The 22,650-nt window shown below is 46.3% G+C and carries 18 protein-coding genes; 3 read left to right on the top strand and 15 right to left on the bottom strand.

Going from position 1 to position 22,650, the window contains the following annotated elements; translation table 11 throughout:
- Positions 1 to 2 precede the first annotated feature (2 nt).
- The 6 genes from AC1DOV_RS09160 to citZ form a co-directional block, all read right to left on the bottom strand.
- The gene (locus AC1DOV_RS09160) at positions 3 to 959 is read right to left on the bottom strand and encodes a sugar kinase (RefSeq protein ID WP_076267787.1); all 957 of its coding nucleotides are present in this window, start codon (positions 957 to 959) and stop codon (positions 3 to 5) included.
- A gap of 49 nt (positions 960 to 1,008) precedes the next feature.
- Positions 1,009 to 1,431 carry a hypothetical protein gene (locus AC1DOV_RS09155; RefSeq protein WP_076267788.1) on the bottom strand — a complete coding sequence of 141 codons (423 nt, stop codon included), beginning with the start codon at positions 1,429 to 1,431 and terminating at the stop codon, positions 1,009 to 1,011.
- 221 nt (positions 1,432 to 1,652) lie between these two features.
- Positions 1,653 to 3,806: a DNA helicase RecQ gene (gene recQ / locus AC1DOV_RS09150; RefSeq protein ID WP_477549753.1), complete on the bottom strand. Its 2,154-nt coding sequence runs from the start codon at positions 3,804 to 3,806 to the stop codon at positions 1,653 to 1,655.
- Between the two features lie 126 nt (positions 3,807 to 3,932).
- A complete protein-coding gene (gene mdh / locus AC1DOV_RS09145) occupies positions 3,933 to 4,874 on the bottom strand; it encodes a malate dehydrogenase (protein WP_076267790.1) in 942 nt (313 codons plus the stop codon).
- Positions 4,875 to 5,214: 340 nt separating this feature from the next.
- Positions 5,215 to 6,510: an NADP-dependent isocitrate dehydrogenase gene (gene icd / locus AC1DOV_RS09140; protein ID WP_054028579.1), complete on the bottom strand. Its 1,296-nt coding sequence runs from the start codon at positions 6,508 to 6,510 to the stop codon at positions 5,215 to 5,217.
- 124 nt (positions 6,511 to 6,634) lie between these two features.
- Positions 6,635 to 7,747, bottom strand: a complete 1,113-nt coding sequence (gene citZ, locus AC1DOV_RS09135) for a citrate synthase (RefSeq protein WP_441875643.1) — start codon at positions 7,745 to 7,747, stop codon at positions 6,635 to 6,637.
- Positions 7,748 to 8,053: 306 nt separating this feature from the next.
- Between citZ and AC1DOV_RS09130 the strand changes: the two genes are divergently transcribed.
- Positions 8,054 to 9,601 carry a Ppx/GppA phosphatase family protein gene (locus AC1DOV_RS09130; RefSeq protein ID WP_477549752.1) on the top strand — a complete coding sequence of 516 codons (1,548 nt, stop codon included), beginning with the start codon at positions 8,054 to 8,056 and terminating at the stop codon, positions 9,599 to 9,601.
- Here the strand turns inward: AC1DOV_RS09130 and ppk1 are convergent.
- The 9 genes from ppk1 to AC1DOV_RS09085 all read right to left on the bottom strand — a co-directional run bounded on the left by ppk1 (position 9,573) and on the right by AC1DOV_RS09085 (position 21,622).
- On the bottom strand, positions 9,573 to 11,639 hold the full coding sequence (gene ppk1, locus AC1DOV_RS09125; protein WP_477511008.1) for a polyphosphate kinase 1: 2,067 nt from the start codon (positions 11,637 to 11,639) through the stop codon (positions 9,573 to 9,575). The two genes, AC1DOV_RS09130 and ppk1, sit on opposite strands and share 29 nt — an antisense overlap.
- A gap of 168 nt (positions 11,640 to 11,807) precedes the next feature.
- Positions 11,808 to 12,200, bottom strand: coding sequence for an FxsA family protein (locus AC1DOV_RS09120; protein ID WP_076267795.1), 393 nt, complete (start codon positions 12,198 to 12,200; stop codon positions 11,808 to 11,810).
- Between the two features lie 135 nt (positions 12,201 to 12,335).
- A complete protein-coding gene (locus AC1DOV_RS09115) occupies positions 12,336 to 12,803 on the bottom strand; it encodes an acyl-CoA thioesterase (protein ID WP_477549751.1) in 468 nt (155 codons plus the stop codon).
- A 125-nt stretch (positions 12,804 to 12,928) separates the two neighbouring features.
- Positions 12,929 to 14,683, bottom strand: coding sequence for a pyruvate kinase (pyk, locus tag AC1DOV_RS09110; RefSeq protein ID WP_076267797.1), 1,755 nt, complete (start codon positions 14,681 to 14,683; stop codon positions 12,929 to 12,931).
- A 97-nt stretch (positions 14,684 to 14,780) separates the two neighbouring features.
- The gene (locus AC1DOV_RS09105; protein WP_076267798.1) at positions 14,781 to 15,851 is read right to left on the bottom strand and encodes an acetyl-CoA carboxylase carboxyltransferase subunit alpha; all 1,071 of its coding nucleotides are present in this window, start codon (positions 15,849 to 15,851) and stop codon (positions 14,781 to 14,783) included.
- The gene (accD, locus tag AC1DOV_RS09100) at positions 15,841 to 16,710 is read right to left on the bottom strand and encodes an acetyl-CoA carboxylase, carboxyltransferase subunit beta (RefSeq protein WP_076267799.1); all 870 of its coding nucleotides are present in this window, start codon (positions 16,708 to 16,710) and stop codon (positions 15,841 to 15,843) included. Before accD ends, AC1DOV_RS09105 begins: the two co-directional genes overlap by 11 nt.
- Positions 16,711 to 16,750: 40 nt before the next feature.
- Positions 16,751 to 16,942 (bottom strand): glutamate decarboxylase, encoded by a 192-nt coding sequence (locus AC1DOV_RS09095; RefSeq protein ID WP_076267800.1) that lies wholly within the window; start codon positions 16,940 to 16,942, stop codon positions 16,751 to 16,753.
- A gap of 95 nt (positions 16,943 to 17,037) precedes the next feature.
- Entirely contained in the window at positions 17,038 to 17,529 is a 492-nt protein-coding gene (locus tag AC1DOV_RS09090; protein WP_076267801.1) for a phosphatidylglycerophosphatase A family protein, read from the bottom strand.
- Positions 17,530 to 17,950: 421 nt separating this feature from the next.
- The gene (locus AC1DOV_RS09085; protein ID WP_477549750.1) at positions 17,951 to 21,622 is read right to left on the bottom strand and encodes a DNA polymerase III subunit alpha; all 3,672 of its coding nucleotides are present in this window, start codon (positions 21,620 to 21,622) and stop codon (positions 17,951 to 17,953) included.
- Positions 21,623 to 21,763: 141 nt separating this feature from the next.
- Here AC1DOV_RS09085 and AC1DOV_RS09080 point away from each other — a divergent pair, with 141 nt between their 5' ends.
- Both AC1DOV_RS09080 and AC1DOV_RS09075 read left to right on the top strand, forming a co-directional pair.
- Positions 21,764 to 22,090 (top strand): YtrH family sporulation protein, encoded by a 327-nt coding sequence (locus AC1DOV_RS09080; protein ID WP_076267803.1) that lies wholly within the window; start codon positions 21,764 to 21,766, stop codon positions 22,088 to 22,090.
- Positions 22,091 to 22,093: 3 nt separating this feature from the next.
- Positions 22,094 to 22,609, top strand: coding sequence for a sporulation membrane protein YtrI (locus AC1DOV_RS09075; protein WP_477527917.1), 516 nt, complete (start codon positions 22,094 to 22,096; stop codon positions 22,607 to 22,609).
- Positions 22,610 to 22,650: the final 41 nt, after the last annotated feature.

Raw genomic sequence — 22,650 nt, 5'->3', positions numbered from 1 at the left:
TGTCAGCGCTCCACCCAAGCCTTGGCGGACATCCGCTGTTGGACGACACTCCATTCCGGCAAAGCTTCCCAGTCGCCACGCATTTGAACGACTAATGATCCATTAATACTTGCAAGGCGTACTGCTTCTACAGGGGATAAGCCCTTCATAATTCCTGCCAAGAAACCAGCGCAAAAGCCGTCACCCGCGCCTACAGTATCAACAACCTGCTCAGCCGGATAAAAAGGCAAGCTTTCTTCCTGCCCTTTGTTTAGAACAATCGTCGTGTCGCCTCTGCCTTTAATGATCGACACTGCTTTTAATTGATTTAGCTGGCCTTTAATATGCTCATAATCGTCTGTTTCGTACAATAGCTTAAGCTCGTCCCATCCTGGCAAAAAGTAATCCGCATCTGCTGCAAGCGGCAGCAGTGCTGCACGAGCTTCTTCGATTGACCACAGCTTAAGCCGCAGGTTCGGGTCAAAGCTGACAAGCACCCCAGCTTCCTTCGCAATATCGATAGCGCGACGAACCGTCTTGCGGCAATCCTCGCTAAGTGCAGCTGTGATACCGGTTACATGAAGCAGTTTAGCACCACGAATATAATTCTCGTCAAGATGCTCAGGCAGCATCCGACTAGCTGCCGAATGCTTTCTGAAATAATGAACGGCTGTTCTACCTGCTACATGCTCACGAAACATCATGCCCGTAGGAGCTTCCGAGCTAAGCTGCGCACGAGATACGTCTACACCCTCGCCCCGCAGCGTCTTCAAAATAATTTTGCCAAACGGATCGTCGCCGAGAGCGCCAAACCATCCAACAGAGGAGCCTAGACGTGCAAGTCCTATTGCGACATTGCTTTCCGCTCCGCCAAAGCTTTGTTCCAGCGTAGCGGCGCGTTCGATTGACTTATGCTCCTCTGGCATAAACAAAGCCATTGATTCGCCAAACGTAACAATTTGCGGCGATGATTCTAACACGTAAAAATCCCCCTATAGCGTTATATAATCGGCGTTATCCATATTAGCTTTAGATCATCGGAAACTTCATGAAGTAGATAATAGCGATATATAGCACCAATACGATGATGCTCATCACGCGTGCTTTGTTAATGTGTGCAGTTGCGCTTTTGCCTTCTTGAATGGAAGCTACTACAAGCTTAAGCGGCTTGGAAATAATTCCGCCTAGTGCCGCAATTGCCAGGAACAGCAAAATAATAATGACCATCCATGCCACCTTGTAATCCGCTTGCGACATCAAATATCCACCTGTTAGCAGCTGCAAAACTAGAAAATATTGCGCAATTCGGTTTGCCGAACGCAGGCCGTCAGCTAATCCGCCTTGTCCAACTCCGGCAAGCTTAGTAGCTCTACCCAGCATGATTGGAAGAACGATATAGAAGCCCATACCTACTGCACCAATCACGTGCAAAAATAACATTACTTTAAACATTTTAACTCCTCCTGTTTTGGTGAAGCGTAATCATCCATTCATTGATTCGCAATTGCCAAAATTAATTCTATAAATAGTTTATCAGAAACGAGATTTTTTTCAAATGACTATGCTCCTGAACCGAGGTTTTATACCTTTTTTTGTTGAATTAGCTCCGAATTCGTTCCCTAAATTTTCACACTTTAATTAGAAAGCTCATTTTAATCAATTTTCGCTTGGCTTTAAGCTTTAAAGCCGTATTTACTCATAACCCCATGAATTGCAAAATAAGTAACTTCCTCAGGCAAAGCATCCTTTATGGGACGCAGCTTATCGATTCCTTGCTCGCCAATCGCATGGACGATCAATTGCTCATATTCTGCTGGAATGATTCTGCTCCAATCGATTTCTTCACCTTCATCTGCACACCGTATGATATGTCCTTCAACGGTTACTTTCGTTAATCCGCGTTCCTTCGCTATTTCATCCGGTTCCAGCCCACTTTGAAATAGCTCGAGCGTAGCATAGTGGCTTGGCTGTTCATCATTCGATGCTGCCTTCTTGACGACTGACGGCTCTCTAGCCGCAATTGTAATCATTCCTTCGGCTTGACCTTCGCCTCCGAACGATTGAATAATCGAAAGCAGATCTTCTCCATATTTCTGCGCCTTCGCAGCACCAATTCCCTTCACGCTAAGCAATTGATTCTCGTTTTGCGGACGAGCCATCGCGATTTCTCGCAGCGTTGCATCAAAGAACAACATAAATGGAGGCACACCCTCTGTAGCTGCCTTTTCTTTGCGCCATTGCTTGAGCGCATCGAATAGAGGTGAAGCAGCTGCTGAATCGGAAGAGGCTGCTTGCCGAACCGTTGCTCTAACTCTTTGCATAATTGGTTCGCGGCCTTCCAGTACCGGCAGTGCGCTCGCAGTTAGCGAGACGACTGGATATTGCCCTTCACTAAGCTTTAAGTATCCTTCAGCCACGAGCCAATAAAGCCAATCCGCTATCTCTTTCTCGGGCAAATGCCGCATTAAACCGTAAGTAGTCAAACGATCGAGCCCAAATTCAAGGAGCCGTTTATCACGCGATCCCTTTAGTACCTTAGCTGCCATCGTTACACCGAAACGCCCTCTCATTCGACCAACGCAGGAGAGCGCCATCTTCGCTTCCTCCGTCCGGTTAACCGGCTCGCTCTTATCGAGACAGCTGCTGCATTTCCCGCATGCCACAACATCCGTCTCTCCGAAATAATCAACGATAAATTGCTGCAAACAACGCTGTGTCCGACTATAGTTCATCATGGTATGGAGCTTAGATAGCTGAATCGATTTACGATCTGAATCCCCAGTGCCCTGTTCGATCAGAAAGCGTTGCACCTGCATATCAGCCGGTTCAAACAAGAGAATGCATTCGCTCTCCTCTCCATCACGGCCGGCACGGCCAGCTTCTTGGTAATAGGATTCAATATCGCTAGTCATTTGCCAATGCAGCACATAACGAACGTTTGGTTTATCTATGCCCATTCCAAAAGCGTTCGTTGCAACCATTACACGAATCTCATCGAATCGAAACTTCTCCTGCGTGTCAGCGCGCTCAGCATCCGACAACCCACCGTGGTATTTGCCTGCTTGAATGCCTCTGCGTGTTAATTGCTCATATACATTCTCTACTTCTTTTCTAGTTGCTGCATAGATAATGCCTGATTGATCCTTACGCCCTGATATGAAGCTCTCAAGAAACTTTTTCTTATCCACGCCTGTAACGACGGATAGAGACAAATTCGGTCTCGCAAATCCCGTTACAAAAATGCTAGGTTCACGCAGCTTGAGCATTTCTGAAATATCAAGCGCTACCTCGTTTGTAGCTGTAGCTGTAAACGCCGCAACGAGCGGCCGATCTTTCATTCGAGCAATCCAGCCTGCCAGCTGACGATAGCTGGGACGGAAGTCATGCCCCCACTGCGATACGCAGTGAGCCTCGTCTATCGCAATGAGCGGTATAGTGAGCGTCTCAGATAACGATTGGAACATCGGCGCATCAAGTCGTTCAGGCGCAACATACAGCAGCTTATATTCTCCCATCATCGCGTTTCGCATCACATCTCGATATTCAGCTGCTCCTAGCGAGCTGTTAAGAAACGCTGCAGATACCCCGACTCGCCTCAGCGCATCAACCTGATCCTTCATGAGCGAGATGAGCGGCGAAATAACAAGAGACGTTCCCGGCAAAAGCATGGATGGAATTTGATAACAAATCGATTTTCCGCCGCCGGTCGGCAAAATAGCTAGTGTATCGCGTCCATTCATAATCCCCGATATTATGTCTTCCTGTCCTTTACGGAAAGAATCATAGCCATATACCTGTTTCAAGGCTTGTCTTGCTTGTTCGATCAACCTGTTCCCCTCCCATAGTAAACCTTTTCTTTTGTACCTTGAAAATAAACAAGAGGACCCTGGCAGCATTCTGTCAGGGTCCTCCCAAACGCATTCATTTATAAAAGCAGCAATTGAGCTTGCTTGCTAGCCTGTTACTACTTGGATAACGTTGCGTACGGATTGAGCAGATTTATCAAGTGCAGCCTTCTCTTCAGCAGTCAAATCAAGCTCAAGCACCTTTTCAATGCCGTCACCGCCAATGATTGTTGGCACACCCATGAACAAGTTATTATAACCGTATTCGCCTTCAAGCAAAGCGATAACTGGAATAATACGTTTTTTGTCTTTAAGGATGGCTTCTGTCATTTGAACCAGCGAAGCTGCAGGCGCATAATACGCGCTGCCGTTGCCGAGCAGGTTTACGATTTCGCCGCCGCCAACGCGAGCGCGTTGTACGATTGCTTCAATTCGTTCTGCTGATATAAGCTTCTCAATGGGGATGCCACCAACATTTGAGTAGCGAACGAGTGGGACCATATCGTCGCCATGCCCGCCAAGCACAAAGCCGCGAACATCTTCAACGGATACATTAAGTTCTTGCGCAATAAATGTGCAATAACGAGCTGTATCAAGGACGCCTGATTGACCGATTACACGGTTTTTAGGAAATCCAAGCGTTTGGAATGCTGCATAAGTCATCGCATCCACCGGGTTGCTTAAAATAATAACATAAGCGTTAGGGCTAGTTTCTTTAATGTTTTCGCAAACGGATCTTACGATTCCAGCGTTCGTGCTAACAAGGTCGTCACGGCTCATACCTGGTTTACGAGCGATACCTGCAGTGATGATCACAACATCAGAATCTTTTGTATCTTCGTAGTTGGCAGTACCGATAATGTTTGCATCTACTCCAAGTACCGGTGTCGCTTCAAGCATATCAAGTGCTTTACCTTTAGTTGGGTTTTCAAGCGGTGCGATATCAACAAGAACAACATCGCCTAGTTCTTTTTGAGCTAGCATAAGTGCAGTAGTAGCGCCAGTGAAGCCAGCTCCTACTACAGTAATTTTTTTACGCTTAATCGCCATCTGGTGTAAACCTCCTGTAACTTTAGTTAAAGGGGAGAACCCTTTGACCCCCTGTTTTCACTTCCAACCTCCCAAGAGATGTCGAACCCACCTAAATCCTCCCTTCCAAGGGAGGACCTAAGGGGCGCTGCGCCCTCTGGACACCTGCCAATTGGACTAACGCAGGAGGGATATCGGCGCTCTTGAGCGACTGTTGAGCATGGATCGCTTTCGTCCCTTTGGGACACGCTTTACGCTTATTCGCGAAGAGAATGTGTCCCCTGCGGGACGCCATTCCTCCGTGCGAAAAGCAATAGAATAAAAGATGAGGGGGGCATCTGCCCCCCTACTTTTTATAAAACTACATGTTTTTGATGATTTCGTCTGCGAATGCGGAACATTTTACTTCTGTTGCGCCTTCCATCAAGCGAGCGAAGTCATAAGTTACTGTTTTGTTGTTGATCGAAGCTTCCATACCTTTATAGATAAGGTCAGCCGCTTCTTGCCAGCCTAGGTGCTCAAGAAGCATTACGCCGGAAAGGATTACGGAACCTGGGTTAACTACGTCAAGGTCAGCATATTTCGGAGCTGTACCGTGAGTAGCTTCGAAGATTGCGTGTCCAGTCAAGTAGTTGATGTTCGCGCCCGGAGCAATACCGATACCGCCAACTTGTGCTGCAAGAGCATCGGACAAGTAGTCGCCGTTCAAGTTCAATGTAGCGATAACATCAAAGTCAGTCGGACGAGTAAGTACTTGTTGCAACGCGATATCCGCAATTGCGTCTTTAACGATTAGCTTGCCAGCTGCTTCTGCATCTTTTTGTGCTTTGTTAGCTGCGTCAGTGCCTTCTGCTTCTTTAATGCGGTCGTATTGACCCCATGTGAAAGTCTCGTTAGCGAATTCTTCTTCAGCCACTTCGTAGCCCCAGTTTTTAAACGCGCCTTCTGTGTATTTCATGATGTTGCCTTTGTGTACAAGTGTAACTGATTTTTTGCTGTGTTTGATCGCGTACTCGATCGCTGCGCGAACAAGACGTTTCGAACCTTCTTTCGATACTGGCTTAATGCCGATACCGGAAGTTTCTGGGAAGCGGATTTTGTTAGCTCCCATTTCGTTTTGCAAGAACTCGATTACTTTCTTCACTTCTGCAGAACCTTCTTGGTACTCGATGCCCGCATAGATATCTTCTGTATTTTCACGGAAAATAACCATGTCAACAAGCTCAGGACGTTTTACTGGGGAAGGTACACCAGTGAAGTAACGAACAGGACGCAAGCAAGTGTAAAGATCAAGTTCTTGACGAAGTGCAACGTTCAATGAACGAATGCCGCCGCCGATAGGCGTAGTCAATGGTCCTTTAATTGCAACGATATATTCACGGATTGCTGTCAAAGTATCAGCTGGCAACCACTCGCCGTATGCGTTGAAAGCTTTTTCGCCGGCAAATACTTCGTACCAAGCGATTTTTTTCTCGCCGTTATAAGCTTTTTCTACCGCTGCATCAAGCGCGCGTTTCGAAGCTTTCCAAATGTCGCGGCCAGTGCCGTCGCCTTCGATAAAAGGAATAATTGGGTTGTTAGGTACTTGAAGAACACCGTTGTCAATTGTAATTTGTTCGCCTTCAGTTGGAAGCGCGAATTTTTCGAACTTAGCCATGAATAAAATCCTCCTTAGAATTGTACCTGCTTTATAGCAAGTATAAATGAAATATGATGTCTTTTTTTAAAGAACAGAGAGCGTAGAGCTTATCCGCTCTCTCTATTGTAACTTAAATCACGAATTAACGCTTTTCAATCGGAATGTACTTCGCATTAACCGGACCAACATAGTCGGCACGCGGACGGATCAAACGGTTATCTTGATATTGCTCAAGAATATGCGCACTCCAGCCAGATACCCGGCTGATTGCAAAAATAGGCGTGAACAAGTCGCGTGGAATTTCAAGCGTTGTATAGACAGACGCTGAGTAGAAGTCCACGTTTGGCTTCAAGCCTTTTTGTCCAGTTACCAGCTCTTCAATTTTAACAGACATTTCGTAAAGCTCCATGTTGCCTGTCAGCTTGCCAAGCTCGCGGGACATTTTTTGCAGATGCTTCGCGCGAGGATCGCCGTTTTTGTATACGCGGTGACCAAAGCCCATAATTTTCACTTTGTTTGCAAGCGCGTTGTTAATAAAGCTTTCAACGTTAGCGGTAGAACCGATTTCTTCAAGCATAACCATTACAGCTTCGTTTGCACCGCCATGAAGAGGGCCTTTCAAAGCGCCAATCGCGGACGTTACGCCCGAATAAATGTCCGACAACGTTGCTACGGTTACACGAGCAGCAAATGTCGACGCATTTAATTCGTGATCAGCATGAAGAACGAGCGCTTGATCAAGTGCTTTAACAGCAACTTCAGCCGGCTCGCTGCCAGTAAGCATATACAAGAAATTATAGGCGATGGATACGCCTTTCTTTGGAGCTACAGGCTCTTGTCCTAGGCGGATACGTGAAAAAGCAGCAATAATTGTTGGCAGCTGCGCCTGCAATTTAATTGCTTTCAATTGATTCGCTTCAGGAGACATATCGTTTGCAGATTCATCGTACAATGCTAAGCTGGATACTGCCGTACGAAGCGCAGCCATAGAATTTGTATTTTTTGGATAAAGCTTGATTTGATCAATTACGCCTTCTGGAAGCGCTGCAAATTGATCCAATTGCTTTTGCAGTCCATCAAGCTCAGAACGATTCGGTAGTTTGCCGTACCATAGCAGGTAGGCAACCTCTTCAAAAGTAGCGTTTTCCGCAAGATCATCAATATCAATACCGCGGTATGTCAATACGCCATCAATAATGGAGCTGATGGAGGACGTCGCTGCGACAATTCCTTCCAGACCTTTAGTTGCTGTCATCGTTCTCTCTCCTTTAACATGGTTATCGTAAACAATAAAAAGGGGTCGTTTTTGTACCATCGCCTTTAATCATAAATGATTTCGGCAATTATGTGAACAAATACAGACATAAAAATGCTTTATCAGCGTCATCAATATTTTTTTCGCTTATTATTTCTCCGCTTCACTTCGTATGCTCAAACTGCATTTTTCCCTATTCGCTCCAATTTTAGCCGCAGCATAAACTATTTTTACAGAAACGGATAAAGTGGTAAAATGTCAAAAAGAGAACTTACAGAGCAAATTTTGCCGTATTGGAGGCGCAACATGACAGGACAACGCATCGGAATTATTGACATAGGCTCCAACTCCGTCCGTCTCGTCGTTTACGAGAAGACAGCAAATGGTGCTCATCGTGTGGCGGATAGCAGTAAACGGCCTGCCAGACTAAGCGAACGTATTGATGAAAACGGATGTCTGCCAGGTGCAGCGATCGATGATCTGATCGACACACTGAATCATTTTACCATGATTTGCACACATAATCATACAAGCCATATTCGAGCAGTCGCAACGGCTGCTATTCGAAATGCAAATAATCGTTCAGAAATCCTTGCTCGTATTCATTCGGCCACAGGCTTATCCATCGAATTGCTCACCGGTGAGGATGAAGCCTCGTACGGCTTTCTCGGCATGATTAACTCACTAAATATTCGTGACGGCCTTCTCATTGATATCGGCGGTGGAAGCACCGAGCTTTCATTATTTCGCAACCGCGTTCTCGTTCATTCTGTATCCTTTCCGTTTGGTTGCGTAAGCTTCAACAAACGTTTCGGCACAAAAGGTACGCTCCAAGATGAAGACCTGAAGGCGCTTGAAGCCATCGTTGCAGAAGCGGCTCGAAACGAGACCTGGATTGGAGAAACAGCAGGACTGCCTCTCGTCGGTGTCGGAGGAACGGTGCGTGCATTAGGAAAAATGCATCAAGCCGCATACAAATACCCTTTTCCGCAAACACATAATTATCCGATTACGAGCGAGCACGTTGATGAACTCTTCCATCAAATGCGCAAGCTTCCGCTTGATAAAAGACGTAAACTTCCGGGCTTGTCCAAGGATCGTGCTGATGTAGTTGTACCCGGTGTCGCTATTTTACGCGTATTATTCCGTGCAACCAAAGCAACTTATTACCGAATTTGCGGTGCTGGACTGCGCGATGGCTTGTTCCATGCAACCAGATTCCCAAATCGTCCAAAACTAGATGATGTGCTCAAATATAGCCTAACAAATTTAAGTGCCCTGCACCCAGAAGCTCCAAAGCAGCATGTGCTGCAGGTCAACCGAATCTCTCTAGAGATTTATGATGTCCTGAACTATGTTCATCCATTGACACCTCAATCGCGAGTGCTGCTGGGCACAGCGTCACAGTTGTTCCGAATCGGTGCATCCATTGATTATTACGAATATGCAAGGCATTCCTTCTACCTTATTGTTAATTCCCAGTTGAATGGGCTAACGCATCGCGAAATGATTATGACAGCAGCTATCGCATCTTACAAAAGCAAAGGCCGGGCTCGCCAGCACATTTCCGAGTATAAGGAACTGCTTAACGAATCCGACCTTGAAGTCATTTATAAGCTTGGTTCACTGCTGCAGCTGTCAACAGCGCTTGATCGGGGAGAAACACAAGCCATTGCTCAACTAAATGTCCAATTATCTGGTTATCAGCTGCTGCTTCGCCCGGTTCAGCCGCGAGGAACGCTTGCAGTTGAGCGCCGAGAAGTGGAAGAGCTCGCCAGCGAATTCAAGAAAATTTGGGGATTCACGCCGAGCCTCGACTTTTCGTCTACGCACGTCCCTTCCAAGACGCTATAACCTTTGCCTCGAATTGACTGCGGAACGGCTCTTTATCAGCACTAGTAAGATGCTCATAAGTACCGTTCGGCTGCAATTCACGGGCTTTTACATTATCATCGATATTAAGCTGAAGCATCTTGATCAATATTTGTCTCAAAATTGGATCAAATACGGGACACATAAGCTCGATCCTTCTTGTAAGATTACGAGTCATCCAATCCGCGCTCGACAAATATACCTCTTCTTCCCCGCCATTATGGAAGTACATAATCCGTGCATGCTCCAGAAAACGGTCGACGATACTTATTACCTGAATATTTTCACTGCGCCCAGGAACACCCGGCCGCAAGCAGCAAACGCCGCGAACGATTAATACGATTTTCACTCCCGCTTGAGAGGCTTCATAAAGCTTATCAATCATCTCTTGATTCGATAAAGAATTCATTTTGGCAATAATGCGAGCTGGCTTGCCGGCTGCTGCATTCAATCTTTCCCTATCGATTAACCGATAAAGCTTTTCCTTCAAATCAGAAGGCGCAACGCCAAAAGCTTTCCACTCATAAGGTGATGAATAACCCGTAACCTCGTTGAACAAAGCCGAAGCATCGCCCCCGATTATTGGATGTGACGTAAAAAGTCCAATATCCGTATATAATGTTGCCGTACTGTCATTATAATTCCCTGTCCCTACATGAACGTAGCGGCGCAGCGTGCCATGCTCTCGTCTTACAACTAACAAGATTTTCGCATGTGTCTTCAGACCAACTAGGCCGTAAACGACATGGCAACCAGCCTTCTCCAGCTGACGCGCCCAAGCGATGTTCCTTTCCTCGTCAAACCTCGCCTTTAGCTCTACAACGACCGTTACCTGCTTACCAGCTTCGCCTGCCTTAGCAAGCGCTTGAACGAGCGCAGACTGGCCGCTCACGCGGTATAACGTCATTTTTATCGCTAGCACGTCGGGATCATAAGCAGCCTGCATGACAAAGTCATTAACTGCGTCAAATGATTCATATGGATGGTACATCAAAACATCGCGCTGGCGGATGACCTCAAACATATCGTCAGTGTGATCAAATTCTCTTGGATAAATTGGCTCAAGCTTCTCATACCGCAAATTATCATTGCCCGGTACTGCTCCTGCAAACTTCATCAAAAAGCTTAAATCAAGCGGTCCATCTATTTCAAATAAATTATCTTCGATTTCCAGCTCTTCGGTAAGCATTTCGAGCGCATAAGGGTGCATCCCCTTGGAAACCTCCAGCCTTACAGGAATTCCCCAGCGGCGGCGACGCAGCTCTTTTTCGATCTCCTCAAGCAGATCCTCGGCATCCTCTTCATTCAATGTAATATCCGCATCCCTTGTTAAGCGGAACGGGTTTACTGAGAATGGAATATAGCCGTTGAATAACGTATCGATGAACTTTTCAATTAAATCCTCAAGAAGCACAAACTCCGTTTTCTTGCTGTTAATTCGTCCAGGAACAGGTACAAATCTCGGTAAAATAGAAGGTACCTGAACAATCGCAAATAACGGCTCCTCTTCAGACGGATCACTCTCTTGTCTTAGAAGTACTGCTAAATACAGCTCTTTCGTATGAACAAGCGGGAACGGTCTGCTCTGATCGACAGCCATCGGTGTAAGTACTGGAAATACGATTTCATGAAAATAATCCGAGACTGCTTTCGTTTGCGTTATATTAAGCTCATCCAGCGAACGAATAAAAATGCCCTCACGACTGAGGCTTCGGAACACTTCTCTGTATGTACGATATTGATCATGGACCATTTGGGTTGCTCGCTTAATCAGCCGCTTCCAAAGTCCAGAGGGCGTATAGCCCGTAAAATCAGTTTTGGATAAGCCGGCTCTCATCTGCATCTGGATGCCAGCGACTCGCACGCTCATAAATTCATCCAAATTGCTTGAGACAATTGCCAAAAACTTTGCTCTCTCAAGCAGCGGATTGCTGAGATCCTGCGCCTCTTGAAGAACTCTTCGGTTGAATTCGATCCAACTTAAGTCACGATTTACATAGTTGGACAAAAGCTTGGTCATTTCTCACGCCTCCTGAGTAATTTTGCGAAATAAACCTGCTTTTCTAACATACGCTTCTTGACTCATATCAAGAATGCTAATATAACGACAAGAAACGACTTGTATCTATCTCATTATGAAGCATGACTATTATTGCCATGTTAACCTTTTGTAAATGTCACGTAAATATTAGAATCTTCCGATCTTAAAATTGCCGTTTCGTATTCTTTTCTCTAACTCACGCAGCATGATTAGTCTATAAAAGGTTCTTGTAAATGGAATAAGCAGCGTAATGCCTATGATGTCAGACAGAAACCCTGGCAGCAGCAGCAAAATGCCTCCTGCTAGCACACATAATCCATCTAATAGCGACTGGCCAGGAATTTGTCCAGCTTGCATTTGACGCTGAGCCTCGCCCCATACTTTTCGCCCTTCCATTCGAGCCAAATAAGCGCCTGCCAAACCCATGAGGATCAGTATAAAAAAAGTGTTCCAGCCCCCGATCCAGCCGCTAACTTGAAAGATTCCCCAAAGCTCAACTAATGGAACAACAATTAAAACTGCCAACAGCCATTTATACATGATTGGACCTCCTCCAAAGTTTACGCAGTAAACTTACTTCGTAAGCATAAGCTTGGTTTGCTAAGCAGCATAATATCATCGCAATTTGTACGGCAAACTTACTTCGTAAGCATAAGCTTGGTTTGCGCAGCAAACTTACTTCGAACGCAGCAGTTCATACAATTCAGGCATGACTTTGTTTAAGCGCGCTGGTTGCCATGACTCGTTGACCCACACATGCTTGGTTCCACCCTCCACGAGCAGTTCTCCAGGCAGTGATTCGCTTTCTGATACTACTGACGCATGGAAATCATCCAGTGATACCTTTCTAACCTGTGATTCAAAGGATACGCGCAGAGGGCTGCAATCCGCAATTCGAGTACAAACGACTACAGTATCGTCATAGCGAGCGGGTTGCACATAGCGGCATTGCAAATCTATAACCGGCAGCAGCAATCCATGCTCTTCAATCGTTTTATAGTCATAACCAGCATTTCTTATCCATTCAGTACGTCCAATTTCGAACCAAGTTACATAATTCCCGTGAAAAACGACACCCATTTGATCGGTTTCCTGATAACGAACGCGCAGCGGGTGCAGAACCCAAGTGGAAGCTGACAGCATAAATGTCCCCCCATTTTTTATCAAATCGAATATGCTTTGACGAATTGATTAGCAAAAAGCGACGGTGAGATCACCATCGCTTTTTGTTTTTGTACTATATTGTTGTTAACAAAGGCACTGTTTTATTACAGTACTTTTGATTGGCCGTGATAGATAACGCCTGTTTCGCCATAGATGGTAACTTCCATGCCATCTTGAAGCAATTCAGTTGCATTTTGAATACCAAGAATAACCGGGATTCCAAGATTCAGGCCAACTACAGCGGCATGGCTAGTAATTCCGCCTTGCTCTGTAATAACTGCGCCAGCTTTTTCAAATGCGGGCATATATTCTTTATCTGTGGAGATCGTTACCAAGATTGAACCTTGAGTTGTTTTTGCAATAGCTTCCTCAGGTGTACGAGCTACTACAATTTTACCGATAGCTGTTTGGCTGCCGATACCTTGTCCTTGTGCCAAAAGCTCACCAATGTGGTGGATTTTGATAAGGTTTGTAGTGCCAGCACGGCCAACTGGAACGCCAGCTGTAATAACAACTGTATCTCCCAAGCTTAGGAATCCAGTGCTCATTCCGCCTTTTACAGCATTTTCGAACATTTCATCCGTTGTATCCGCATCTGGACCAAGCACTGCAAATACGCCCCAAATGAGAGATAGACGACGCAATACCTTCTCATCAGTCGTTACAGCAATGATTGGAGCTTTAGGCTTGTACTTCGATACCATGCGAGCTGTAAAGCCGCTTTGCGTCGATGTGATGATCGCTTTTGCACCAAGGTCAAGAGCCGAGTTAGCAACAGCTTGGCTGATTGCTTCTGTAACGGATACTTGTTGTGCATTAGCTTGTTTTGTGAAAATTTCACGGTATTCCAAAGCGGCTTCCGCACGCTCAGCAATACGAGCCATTGTTTGTACGGATTCAGTTGGATATCTTCCCGCAGCTGTTTCGCCGGAAAGCATGATCGCATCTGTACCGTCAAAAATCGCATTTGCAACGTCACTCGCTTCTGCGCGAGTTGGACGCGGGTTGCGCTGCATGGAATCAAGCATTTGTGTTGCTGTAATGACAGGTTTACCTACACGGTTACCTTTTTTGATCATATTTTTTTGAACGAGCGGCACTTCTTCAGCTGGAATTTCAACGCCGAGGTCGCCACGCGCTACCATAAGACCGTCAGAAACCTCAAGAATTTCATCAAGGTTGTCTACGCCTTCTTGGTTCTCAATTTTGGAGATAATTTGAATGTGACCTGCATTATGACGCTCAAGCAATTCACGAATTTCAAGCACGTCGCTCGCTTTACGAACAAAAGATGCTGCGATGAAGTCTACGCCTTGCTCGATACCAAATACGATATCGTTAGCATCCTTTTCCGTAATACCAGGCAATGAAATTTTCACGCCAGGAACGTTAACGCCTTTTTTGCTTTTAATTGGACCGCTGTTTACGATACGGCAAACGATCTCAGTACCTTTAACCTCTTCAACTGTCAATCCGATCAAGCCATCATCAATGAGGATAGTTGAACCAATTGTTACATCGTTTGGAAGGTTGTTGTAAGTAATAGGAACGCGGTTGCGGTCACCCAAAATTTCTTCTGTAGTAAGCGTAACGATTTCACCTTGATTAAGCTCAATAGGCTCTTCTTTAAGCTTGCCAAGACGAATTTCAGGGCCTTTCGTATCAAGCAAAACCGCTACCGAAGTACCAAGTTCTGCATTTGCAATGCGGATGTTTTTAATACGGTTGCCGTGCTCTTCAAAATCTCCGTGTGAGAAGTTAAGACGGGCAACGTTCATACCTGCATTGATTAGCTTTTTTGTGTTTTCCAGTGATTCGCTGGATGGACCGATAGTACAAACAATTTTCGTTTTACGCATGTTAAGTTTCCTCCGTATACTGCCTGATATTCTTTACTATACTGACATGACAACCCACTGCTTGTACAGTGAAATAATCATTTTTACATATTATTCACTATTGAACGGTCGGAGTTGCTTCCGGCGCCTGTTCCTGAGATACATTCACCGCGTCCGCTTTTATACCGATATTTGTATCGGCAACTGCTCCGTCCGCCACATCTCCGGGCTCTTCAACGATCTTGAATTGACCGACTTTACGGAATTTATTATACCGATCTTCGATAAGCTGCTCAGCACTCATTTTCATAAGTTCTTGTAAATGCTGCCACAGCTTTTCCTTAATTTGCTCCGCTTGAAATGCCAAGTCCTTATGTGCGCCGCCCTGCGGCTCTGGAACAATATCCTCAATTACACCAAATTCTAACAAGTCTTTGGCTGTAATCTTCATGGCTTCAGCTGCTTGATCTGCCCTGGAAGCATCTTTCCATAAGATGGATGCCGCTCCATTTGGCGAGATTGCACTATAAATCGCATTTTCCAACATTAATACACGGTTTCCGACGCCTAAAGCGAGTGCTCCCCCACTGCCGCCTTCACCAATAACGATACAAATAATAGGCACGCCGAAGCCGGCCATTTCCCGCAGGTTGCGCGCAATCGCTTCCGATTGACCTCGCTCCTCGGCGGTTTTGCCCGGATAAGCACCCTTCGTATCAATAAACGTGATGATTGGCCGCTTGAATTTGTTCGCTTGCTCCATTAGACGAAGCGCCTTGCGGAAGCCCTCAGGATGAGGACTGCCGAAGAAACGAGCAATATTCTCACGAGTGTCCTTGCCGCGCTGGTGTCCAATAACAGTAACTGGAACACCGTTTATCTTAGCAAGGCCACCAACGATGGCAAGATCATCTGCAAACAGACGATCTCCATGAAGCTCCATATAATCGGTAAATACCGTTTGAATGAAGTCTAACGATGTCGGACGCTGATGATGACGCGCCATATGCATCTTTTGAGCCGGAGTCAGCTCACTATACAATTCTTCTTCCAGCTGCTTGCACTTAAGCTCAAGACCGCGAATTTCTTCCGTGAAGTCGATACCCTTCTCCACGCTTAAGGTCTTAAGCTCAGTTACCTTCTGCCGCAAGTCGTTCAACGGTTTTTCAAAAGGCAGCTCACCCGCCATAGGATGTTTCCTCCCTTACGCAATGCATATCAAGCAGCTTTGCTAACGTAGGTTTCATATCTTTGCGGTGTACGACTTTATCCAATTGGCCATGCTGCAAGTTAAACTCAGCCGTCTGGAAGTCGTCAGGCAGCTTCTGGCGAATCGTTTGTTCGATAACAATTCGTCCGGCAAAACCGATCAACGCGCCAGGCTCGGCCAAATTGTAATCGCCCAAGCTCGCAAAGCTTGCCGAAACCCCGCCCGTAGTAGGATCGGTAAAAATCGAAATAAACAAACCCCCGGCACCTTGAAACTTTGAAAGTGCCGCGCTCGTTTTGGCCATTTGCATTAAGCTAAGAATACTTTCCTGCATCCGGGCGCCGCCCGATGTTGAGAAAATAAGAAGCGGCAGTTTCTTCTCATGAGCCGCTTCGATCGCTCTTGTAATTTTCTCTCCAACTACGGATCCCATACTGCCAGTGAAAAAATCAAAGCTCATGACTGCTACGACGACAGGAAAACCACCAATCGTACCTTCTCCTGTTACGACAGCTTCGCGAAGACTCGACTTGCTCTTCTGCTGCTCTAGCTTGCTCGCGTAACCTGGGAAGTTTAGAGGATCGATGGATTCCATATTGGCATCGTATTCTACCAGATGCCCATCATCAAGCGTTAATGCAATACGCTCCAACGCGCTTAGACGGTAATGATAACCGCAGGATGAGCATACCTTCAAATTCTTTTCCAACTCTTTGCTATACTGAATCGTGCCGCATTTGGAGCACTTATTCATCAAGCCCTCAGGAACTTCACGCTTGCGTGGTTCCGAAGGTATTGTTGCATATTTTTTCTTAGTAAATAAATCTTTTATTTGCACGTGTGACACCTCTCAAGGCGCAATAGTATAGAGCAGTCCATCATAATGGCCGCATAATGGAGTTGAATACTTCTTGAACTTCCTCCAACTCGCCTGACGGAACTAGTATCTCGTATTGCTGTTTGGACAGATTGACGGAGCGGATTTTCACCAGAAACCCTTCATCCGTTAGCCGCTTCTTGATGTTATCTGCAATTTTTGCTGTTGGTGCGATATAAATGACCGTCCACATCATGGTACCTCCTGAAAACTTTGCTTCCACAAAGCTCACTTACTAAGCACAGCTATCCCGGTAACAGGCCATATGATCTCACAATGATACCATAGTTAAGGCGAATCCGGCAAATCATATTGGATCGCTTTCGGGTCCTGATGTGCAATTCGAGCAGACGCGGCAGCGGCTAATCCAGCAACCAGGTCATCTAAAAAAACATGAATTCGTTCACCTTTTATATTTAGTTGACGAATAATACCGGGTTTTACTTTATCTAAATATCCGAAGCTCGTCAATCCAATCATGCCGTAAACATTCGTAATGCCGAGCGCAAGCGTCTCATCCACACCGTAAAGCGACTCATCATTTTCCATAATCGATTGCAAAGGCTCTGGCAATAACTTCCGCTCAGCTAACTCATCAAGGGCCATACCCGTATACATGACATATTGAACCTCTCGTTTGCCAAGCACCGCCCTTACGCTTTCCTCACACTCTTCCATCGTCAAATCACCATTATAGGGACGCTGCAGCGTATAAACGATTTCTGTTACATCATCGATGGATACCCCTCGTTTTAAGAGCCATTTCTCGATTCCTGTCATAGGACTCATCCCTCCCGTAACTGCTTGTACGTTTATCTTGGAAACATAGGCGTGAGCAGATGACATTGTCCTCAGGCGGCGCTCGCACTCTCCGAGCCCCATAGCCATCTTCACATGTATCTCTAAACATATGCACAGATAGGCTCTGATGTGCATACGAAATGCCGTTGCTTGCAAGATAAAGCAGGAGGGTAGAAATCCTATTGCATCAATACCAAATATTCATGGCAAAAGAATAATTTTTCTTCTTATTTTTTTGCATAATCTCACTATCGAAATAATTTCAAACCACGGTTTGCTCAGCTCAAACCTATTCTCGCCATTGCATATTTTCAAGCATAAGATCAGCCTTTAATTTCTGATTTACCCGAAGCGAGAAATAGATTGCAGATGGTTTCGCATCAGCTCGTTTATGCCGTTGTCATTTTACGATGATCGAGCCTTCACCCAAGAGCTGCTCAACGGCTGAGATAAGCTCAGCAGATGGTTTAACGCGATAACTATCGCTGAGAGCAATCGATTTTTGTCCTTGTACATAAAATAACACGGTAGCGAGCTGTCCCACATGACCAGCCAAAACACTTTTTAGCTGTTCAAGGACAGCAGGCTGTTCATTTTCAGCCAAAATTTTTATATATACGCGCTGCGGCTTGCGCTCATCGGATGCAGGTGTCGTGCGGTTATTTCCGGACTGAGGGCCGGGTTTAACGCTACTATTATCAGCAGTCTTAGTCTGGAAAGCTGGCCGATTGCTAGGTGACGTCGTTCGGTTAGCTTGGCCTTGCGTTTTCTGAGTACTGCCCTGAGAAGTATAGCTGCTCCCGCCCGTTCTTGCCGCGCGAGCCTTCGCCTGCTTCTGCAGCCGTCCTACGTGATCCGCAAGCTCCATCTCCGCATGTTCAATCGGTACACAATCTTCAACGATGAGCTTATAGTCATCATCCTGCTGCTGAACCGTTGCTTGTATAATGGCTAAGCCGCCCTTTTTGAGCTTGCTTTCGATTCGCTTCCAGATCGTTGGAAATACGACAGCTTCCACACGCATTATGCGATCTTCAAGCTCGAGGAAACCCATGGACAGACCTTTCTTATTCGTGAAAGGTTTGATGGATACGACCATAATGCCTACAATAGCAATCGCCCCGTCCTTTGCATCAGACAGCTCAACCAACCGATCAAGACCTAGCGCTGACAGCTGCTGCTCGGCAGCATCCAGCGGATGGCCGGATAAATAAAGCCCCAGCAGGTCCCTTTCAAAATCAAGCTGTTGCCCTGTCGTGTACGGACGGATTTCGGGCAGCTCGACATCCCAGTTCTGCACCTCATCTAAACCAAACATTTCAATTTGCAGCTCTTCACGGTCTTTACGCCATTTGATTGCTGTCTCTACCGTCTCCTCCAATGCAGCTAGTAGCTGAGCACGATGTCCTGGCAACGAATCAATAGCTCCCGCCTGAATGAGCGACTCCAGCACCCGCTTGTTCACAACCCGCAGGTCTACACGTTGGCAAAGATCCAGAAGGCTATCGAAGAGCCGATCCTTTCGCTCTTTTAAAATCGCTTCAATGGCTTGTGTGCCGACATTTTTAATCGCTGCCAGCCCGAATCGAACCGCTTTCTCTACAGGTGTAAACGATACGCTGCTTTCATTAACGTCAGGCGGCAGCACAGCAATGCCCATTCGCCGGCATTCATCCACATATTCAGCGGTCTTCCGCTGATTTCCTGTAACTGAAGCGAGCATCGATGCCATAAACGGCACAGGATAGTTAGCTTTAAGCCATGCTGTCTGAAAGGCGAGTACTCCATATGCTGCTGCATGCGCCCGAGGGAACCCATAATCGGCAAATCGAACAATCATGTCGTAGACATGATTGGCATCCGTTTCTGAATACCCTTGTGCAAGACTTCCTTTCACAAAGTGAGCCCGCTCTTCGTCGAGCACCTCACGCTTCTTCTTGGATACTGCTCGGCGCAGCAAATCCGCTTCGCCAAGAGAAAAGCCAGCCATCAAGGAGGCAATTTGCATGATCTGCTCTTGATAAACAATAATGCCGTACGTATCAGAGAGAATAGGCTCTAGCGACGGATGCGGATACTCAACCGTTACGAGCCCGTGTTTGCCTTGAATGTATTTAGGAATAAACTCCATCGGGCCGGGACGGTAGAGTGCAAGGACGGAGACGATATCCTCGAATTCCGTTGGCTTCATTTCCTTCAGCACTCGCCGCACACCAGCAGACTCGAGCTGAAAAATTCCGGTCGTGTCGCCGCGGCTCAGCATGGCATACGTTGCCGGATCACTATCGCTAATGGTATGGAAATCGATCACTCTGCCGTGCTGCTCCTTAACCGCGTGCAGTGCCCGTTCTAGAATGGAGAGTGTACGCAAGCCGAGAAAATCCATTTTTAGAAGCCCGATAGCTTCTAAATGCTCCATTGAATATTGGGTGAGCGGAATTCTCTCGCTTCCTGTCTGTATAGGCGTATAGTGTGTAAGCGGCTCCTGAGAAATCACAACACCCGCAGCATGAGTGGAGGCATGCCTTGGCATGCCCTCAACCTTCAAGGCCATCTTCAGCATAGCCGCCGTCTTCGGCTGACGCTCGCTTGCTTCACGCAGCTCGTTGCTCATGCGAAGCGCTTCCTCAATCGTAATGCCCAGTTGGTTTGGAATAAGCTTAGCTGCTCGATCCACCTCTTGAAACGGAACGTTCATAGCTCTGCCTACATCCCGAACTGCTGCCTTGGCCGCCATCGTTCCGAATGTAATGATTTGAGCAACATGCTCTTCGCCGTATTTAGCTGCCACGTAAGCAATGACCTCGTCACGCCGTTCATCATTGAAGTCAATATCAATATCGGGCATGGAAATTCGCTCAGGATTAAGAAATCGCTCGAACAAAAGCTTATATTTCAGCGGATCAACATCCGTTATTCGAAGCGTATACGCAACAAGGCTGCCCGCGGACGAGCCCCGTCCAGGTCCCGTTCTAATGCCTGAATCATGAGCGAAGCGAATAAAATCCCAAACGATCAGAAAATAATCGCTGAATCCCATTTTCTCGATGACAGACAGCTCATATTCGAGCCGCTGCTCCGCCTTTTGTCTATAATCAGTATCTTGAACCCACTCTGGATTTCCGCCATATCTAGCAACTAATCCGTCGCGGCATAAAGTAATTAAGTAATCGGATGAGCTCATACCCGATGGTACCGGCCGAAAAACAGGAAGCGCAGCGCGTCCAAGCGTCAGCTCAAGCTCACATTTATCCGCGATCTCAACTGTATTCGCAATCGCTTCAGGCACATGTCTGTACAGCAGCGCCATTTCGTCCGCACTCTTCAGATACATCTGATCCGTCAGCATGCGCAATCGATCAGTATCCTCTGTCGTTTTGCCCGTACCGATGCAAATAAGCACATCCTGCATAGCAGCGTCCTCAGCCTGCAAGTAATGCACATCATTTGTAGCGACCAGCTTAATACCTGTTTCCTCTGCAAGCTTTATCATATCAACAGCTACTTTTTTCTGATCCAGAAGACCATGATCCTGCAGCTCTAAATAAAAGTCATCTCCGAAAATATCTTTATAACGCAAAGCGCTGCTTCGCGCTTGCTCCAAGCGGTCATGCAGCAGATGCTGAGAGATCTCGCTCCCCAAACAAGAGCTTAAACAAATCAGCCCTTCAGAGTACTCACGCAGCATCTCCAAATCAACGCGGGGTTTATAGTGAAACCCTTCTAAATGTGCTATGGAGGAGAGCTTCATTAAGTTTCGATAGCCCGCTCCGTTTTTGGCAAGCACAATCAAATGATAGATTGGATTTTCCTTGCGCGACCCTTTCTCAAAGCGAGAACCAGTCGTCATATATAGCTCGCACCCAATAATCGGTTTTATTCCTTGTGCACGGCATGCCCGGTAAAAAGGAATAGCTCCGTACATGACTCCATGATCGGTGAGCGCAAGTGCCTTCATGCCGAGGTCCGCAGCTTTAGCTGTCAAATCTTTAATTCTGGCGGCGCCGTCGAGCAGGCTATATTCGCTGTGGACGTGCAAATGCACGAAAGATTGTTCATTATGGCCGCTCATCGCATCGGTTCCTTTCCGCTTCGTCCAAAAATAAGATAATTCTATTTTATCATAATAGCGATGGACACGCCCATAGAATGGTAGCAGAGCATACAAGCATGCGGTGTTAATCTACAAGACTATATTTTTGGAGGGATACGGGTGAGCTATTTTTTGTCCAAAGCAGGACTTGATTTCTTTATCGCATTTGGCGTTGTTTTAGGTGGATCTACGCTTGCAGCAGTGGGATCGGTGTTTATGCTGATGCCGCCAGCCCATACAATGCTCGATACAGCCATAAAACTGAAAATATGGGCGATCGTCGCAGCAATCGGGGGGTCGATTGATCCCGTTCGAGTCATTGAAAGCAACATTATGGATGGTCAGTTATCGCCGGCAGCCCAGCAAATCTGCTTTATTATTATCGCTTTTCTGGGTGCACATTTAGGCACAGAGCTGGTGCGGCTTATTTGCAAGGGGGCCACCTAAGCGATGCGCGTGCCGCCGTTTAGCCGTTTCACGAGAGGACTGCAAATGGTAGGAGTATTGACACTCGGGATGATCATTGGCGCAATTGTGTACAATTCGCTTTATTTGGCGCAATTTGAGGCTTTAATCACATTGAAGAGTGAGCTGGAGGTTAAGCTGGAGCAATACGAAACGGATTTAAAGCATTTAAATGAATTCAAGAATCAGCATACCGTTATAAAAAGCATCCTGCCCCGTGTAGAGAAAGAAGCCGGCCAAAATACGGGAAGGCCCCATCTTGATCAAGTTACCGAGGCGTTGATTATTAAGCGGATAAAAGGGGATTTGAGCGTCTTCCTTGGGCAAAGCATTTATGAAATTGACTCTGACGCAAAATTCGCACGCAACCTCCTTGAGAAGAAGGTCTATATGGATGTGAACAGCAAGGACTATACCATTGAGGTTAAGACTATTCTTGTCGTTGATAATGTGCTGCATGTCTGGATCAAGGTGCGTGATTATGCAAAGCCTCCTTCTTAAGCATACAGCTGCGATTCGTGATACAATAGAGCCTGTCTATT

The sequence above is a fragment of the Paenibacillus sp. 01T47 genome (assembly GCF_056398245.1).
The sequence above is the reverse complement of the archived record's forward strand: the minus strand, read 5'-3'. Positions and strand labels throughout refer to the sequence as shown.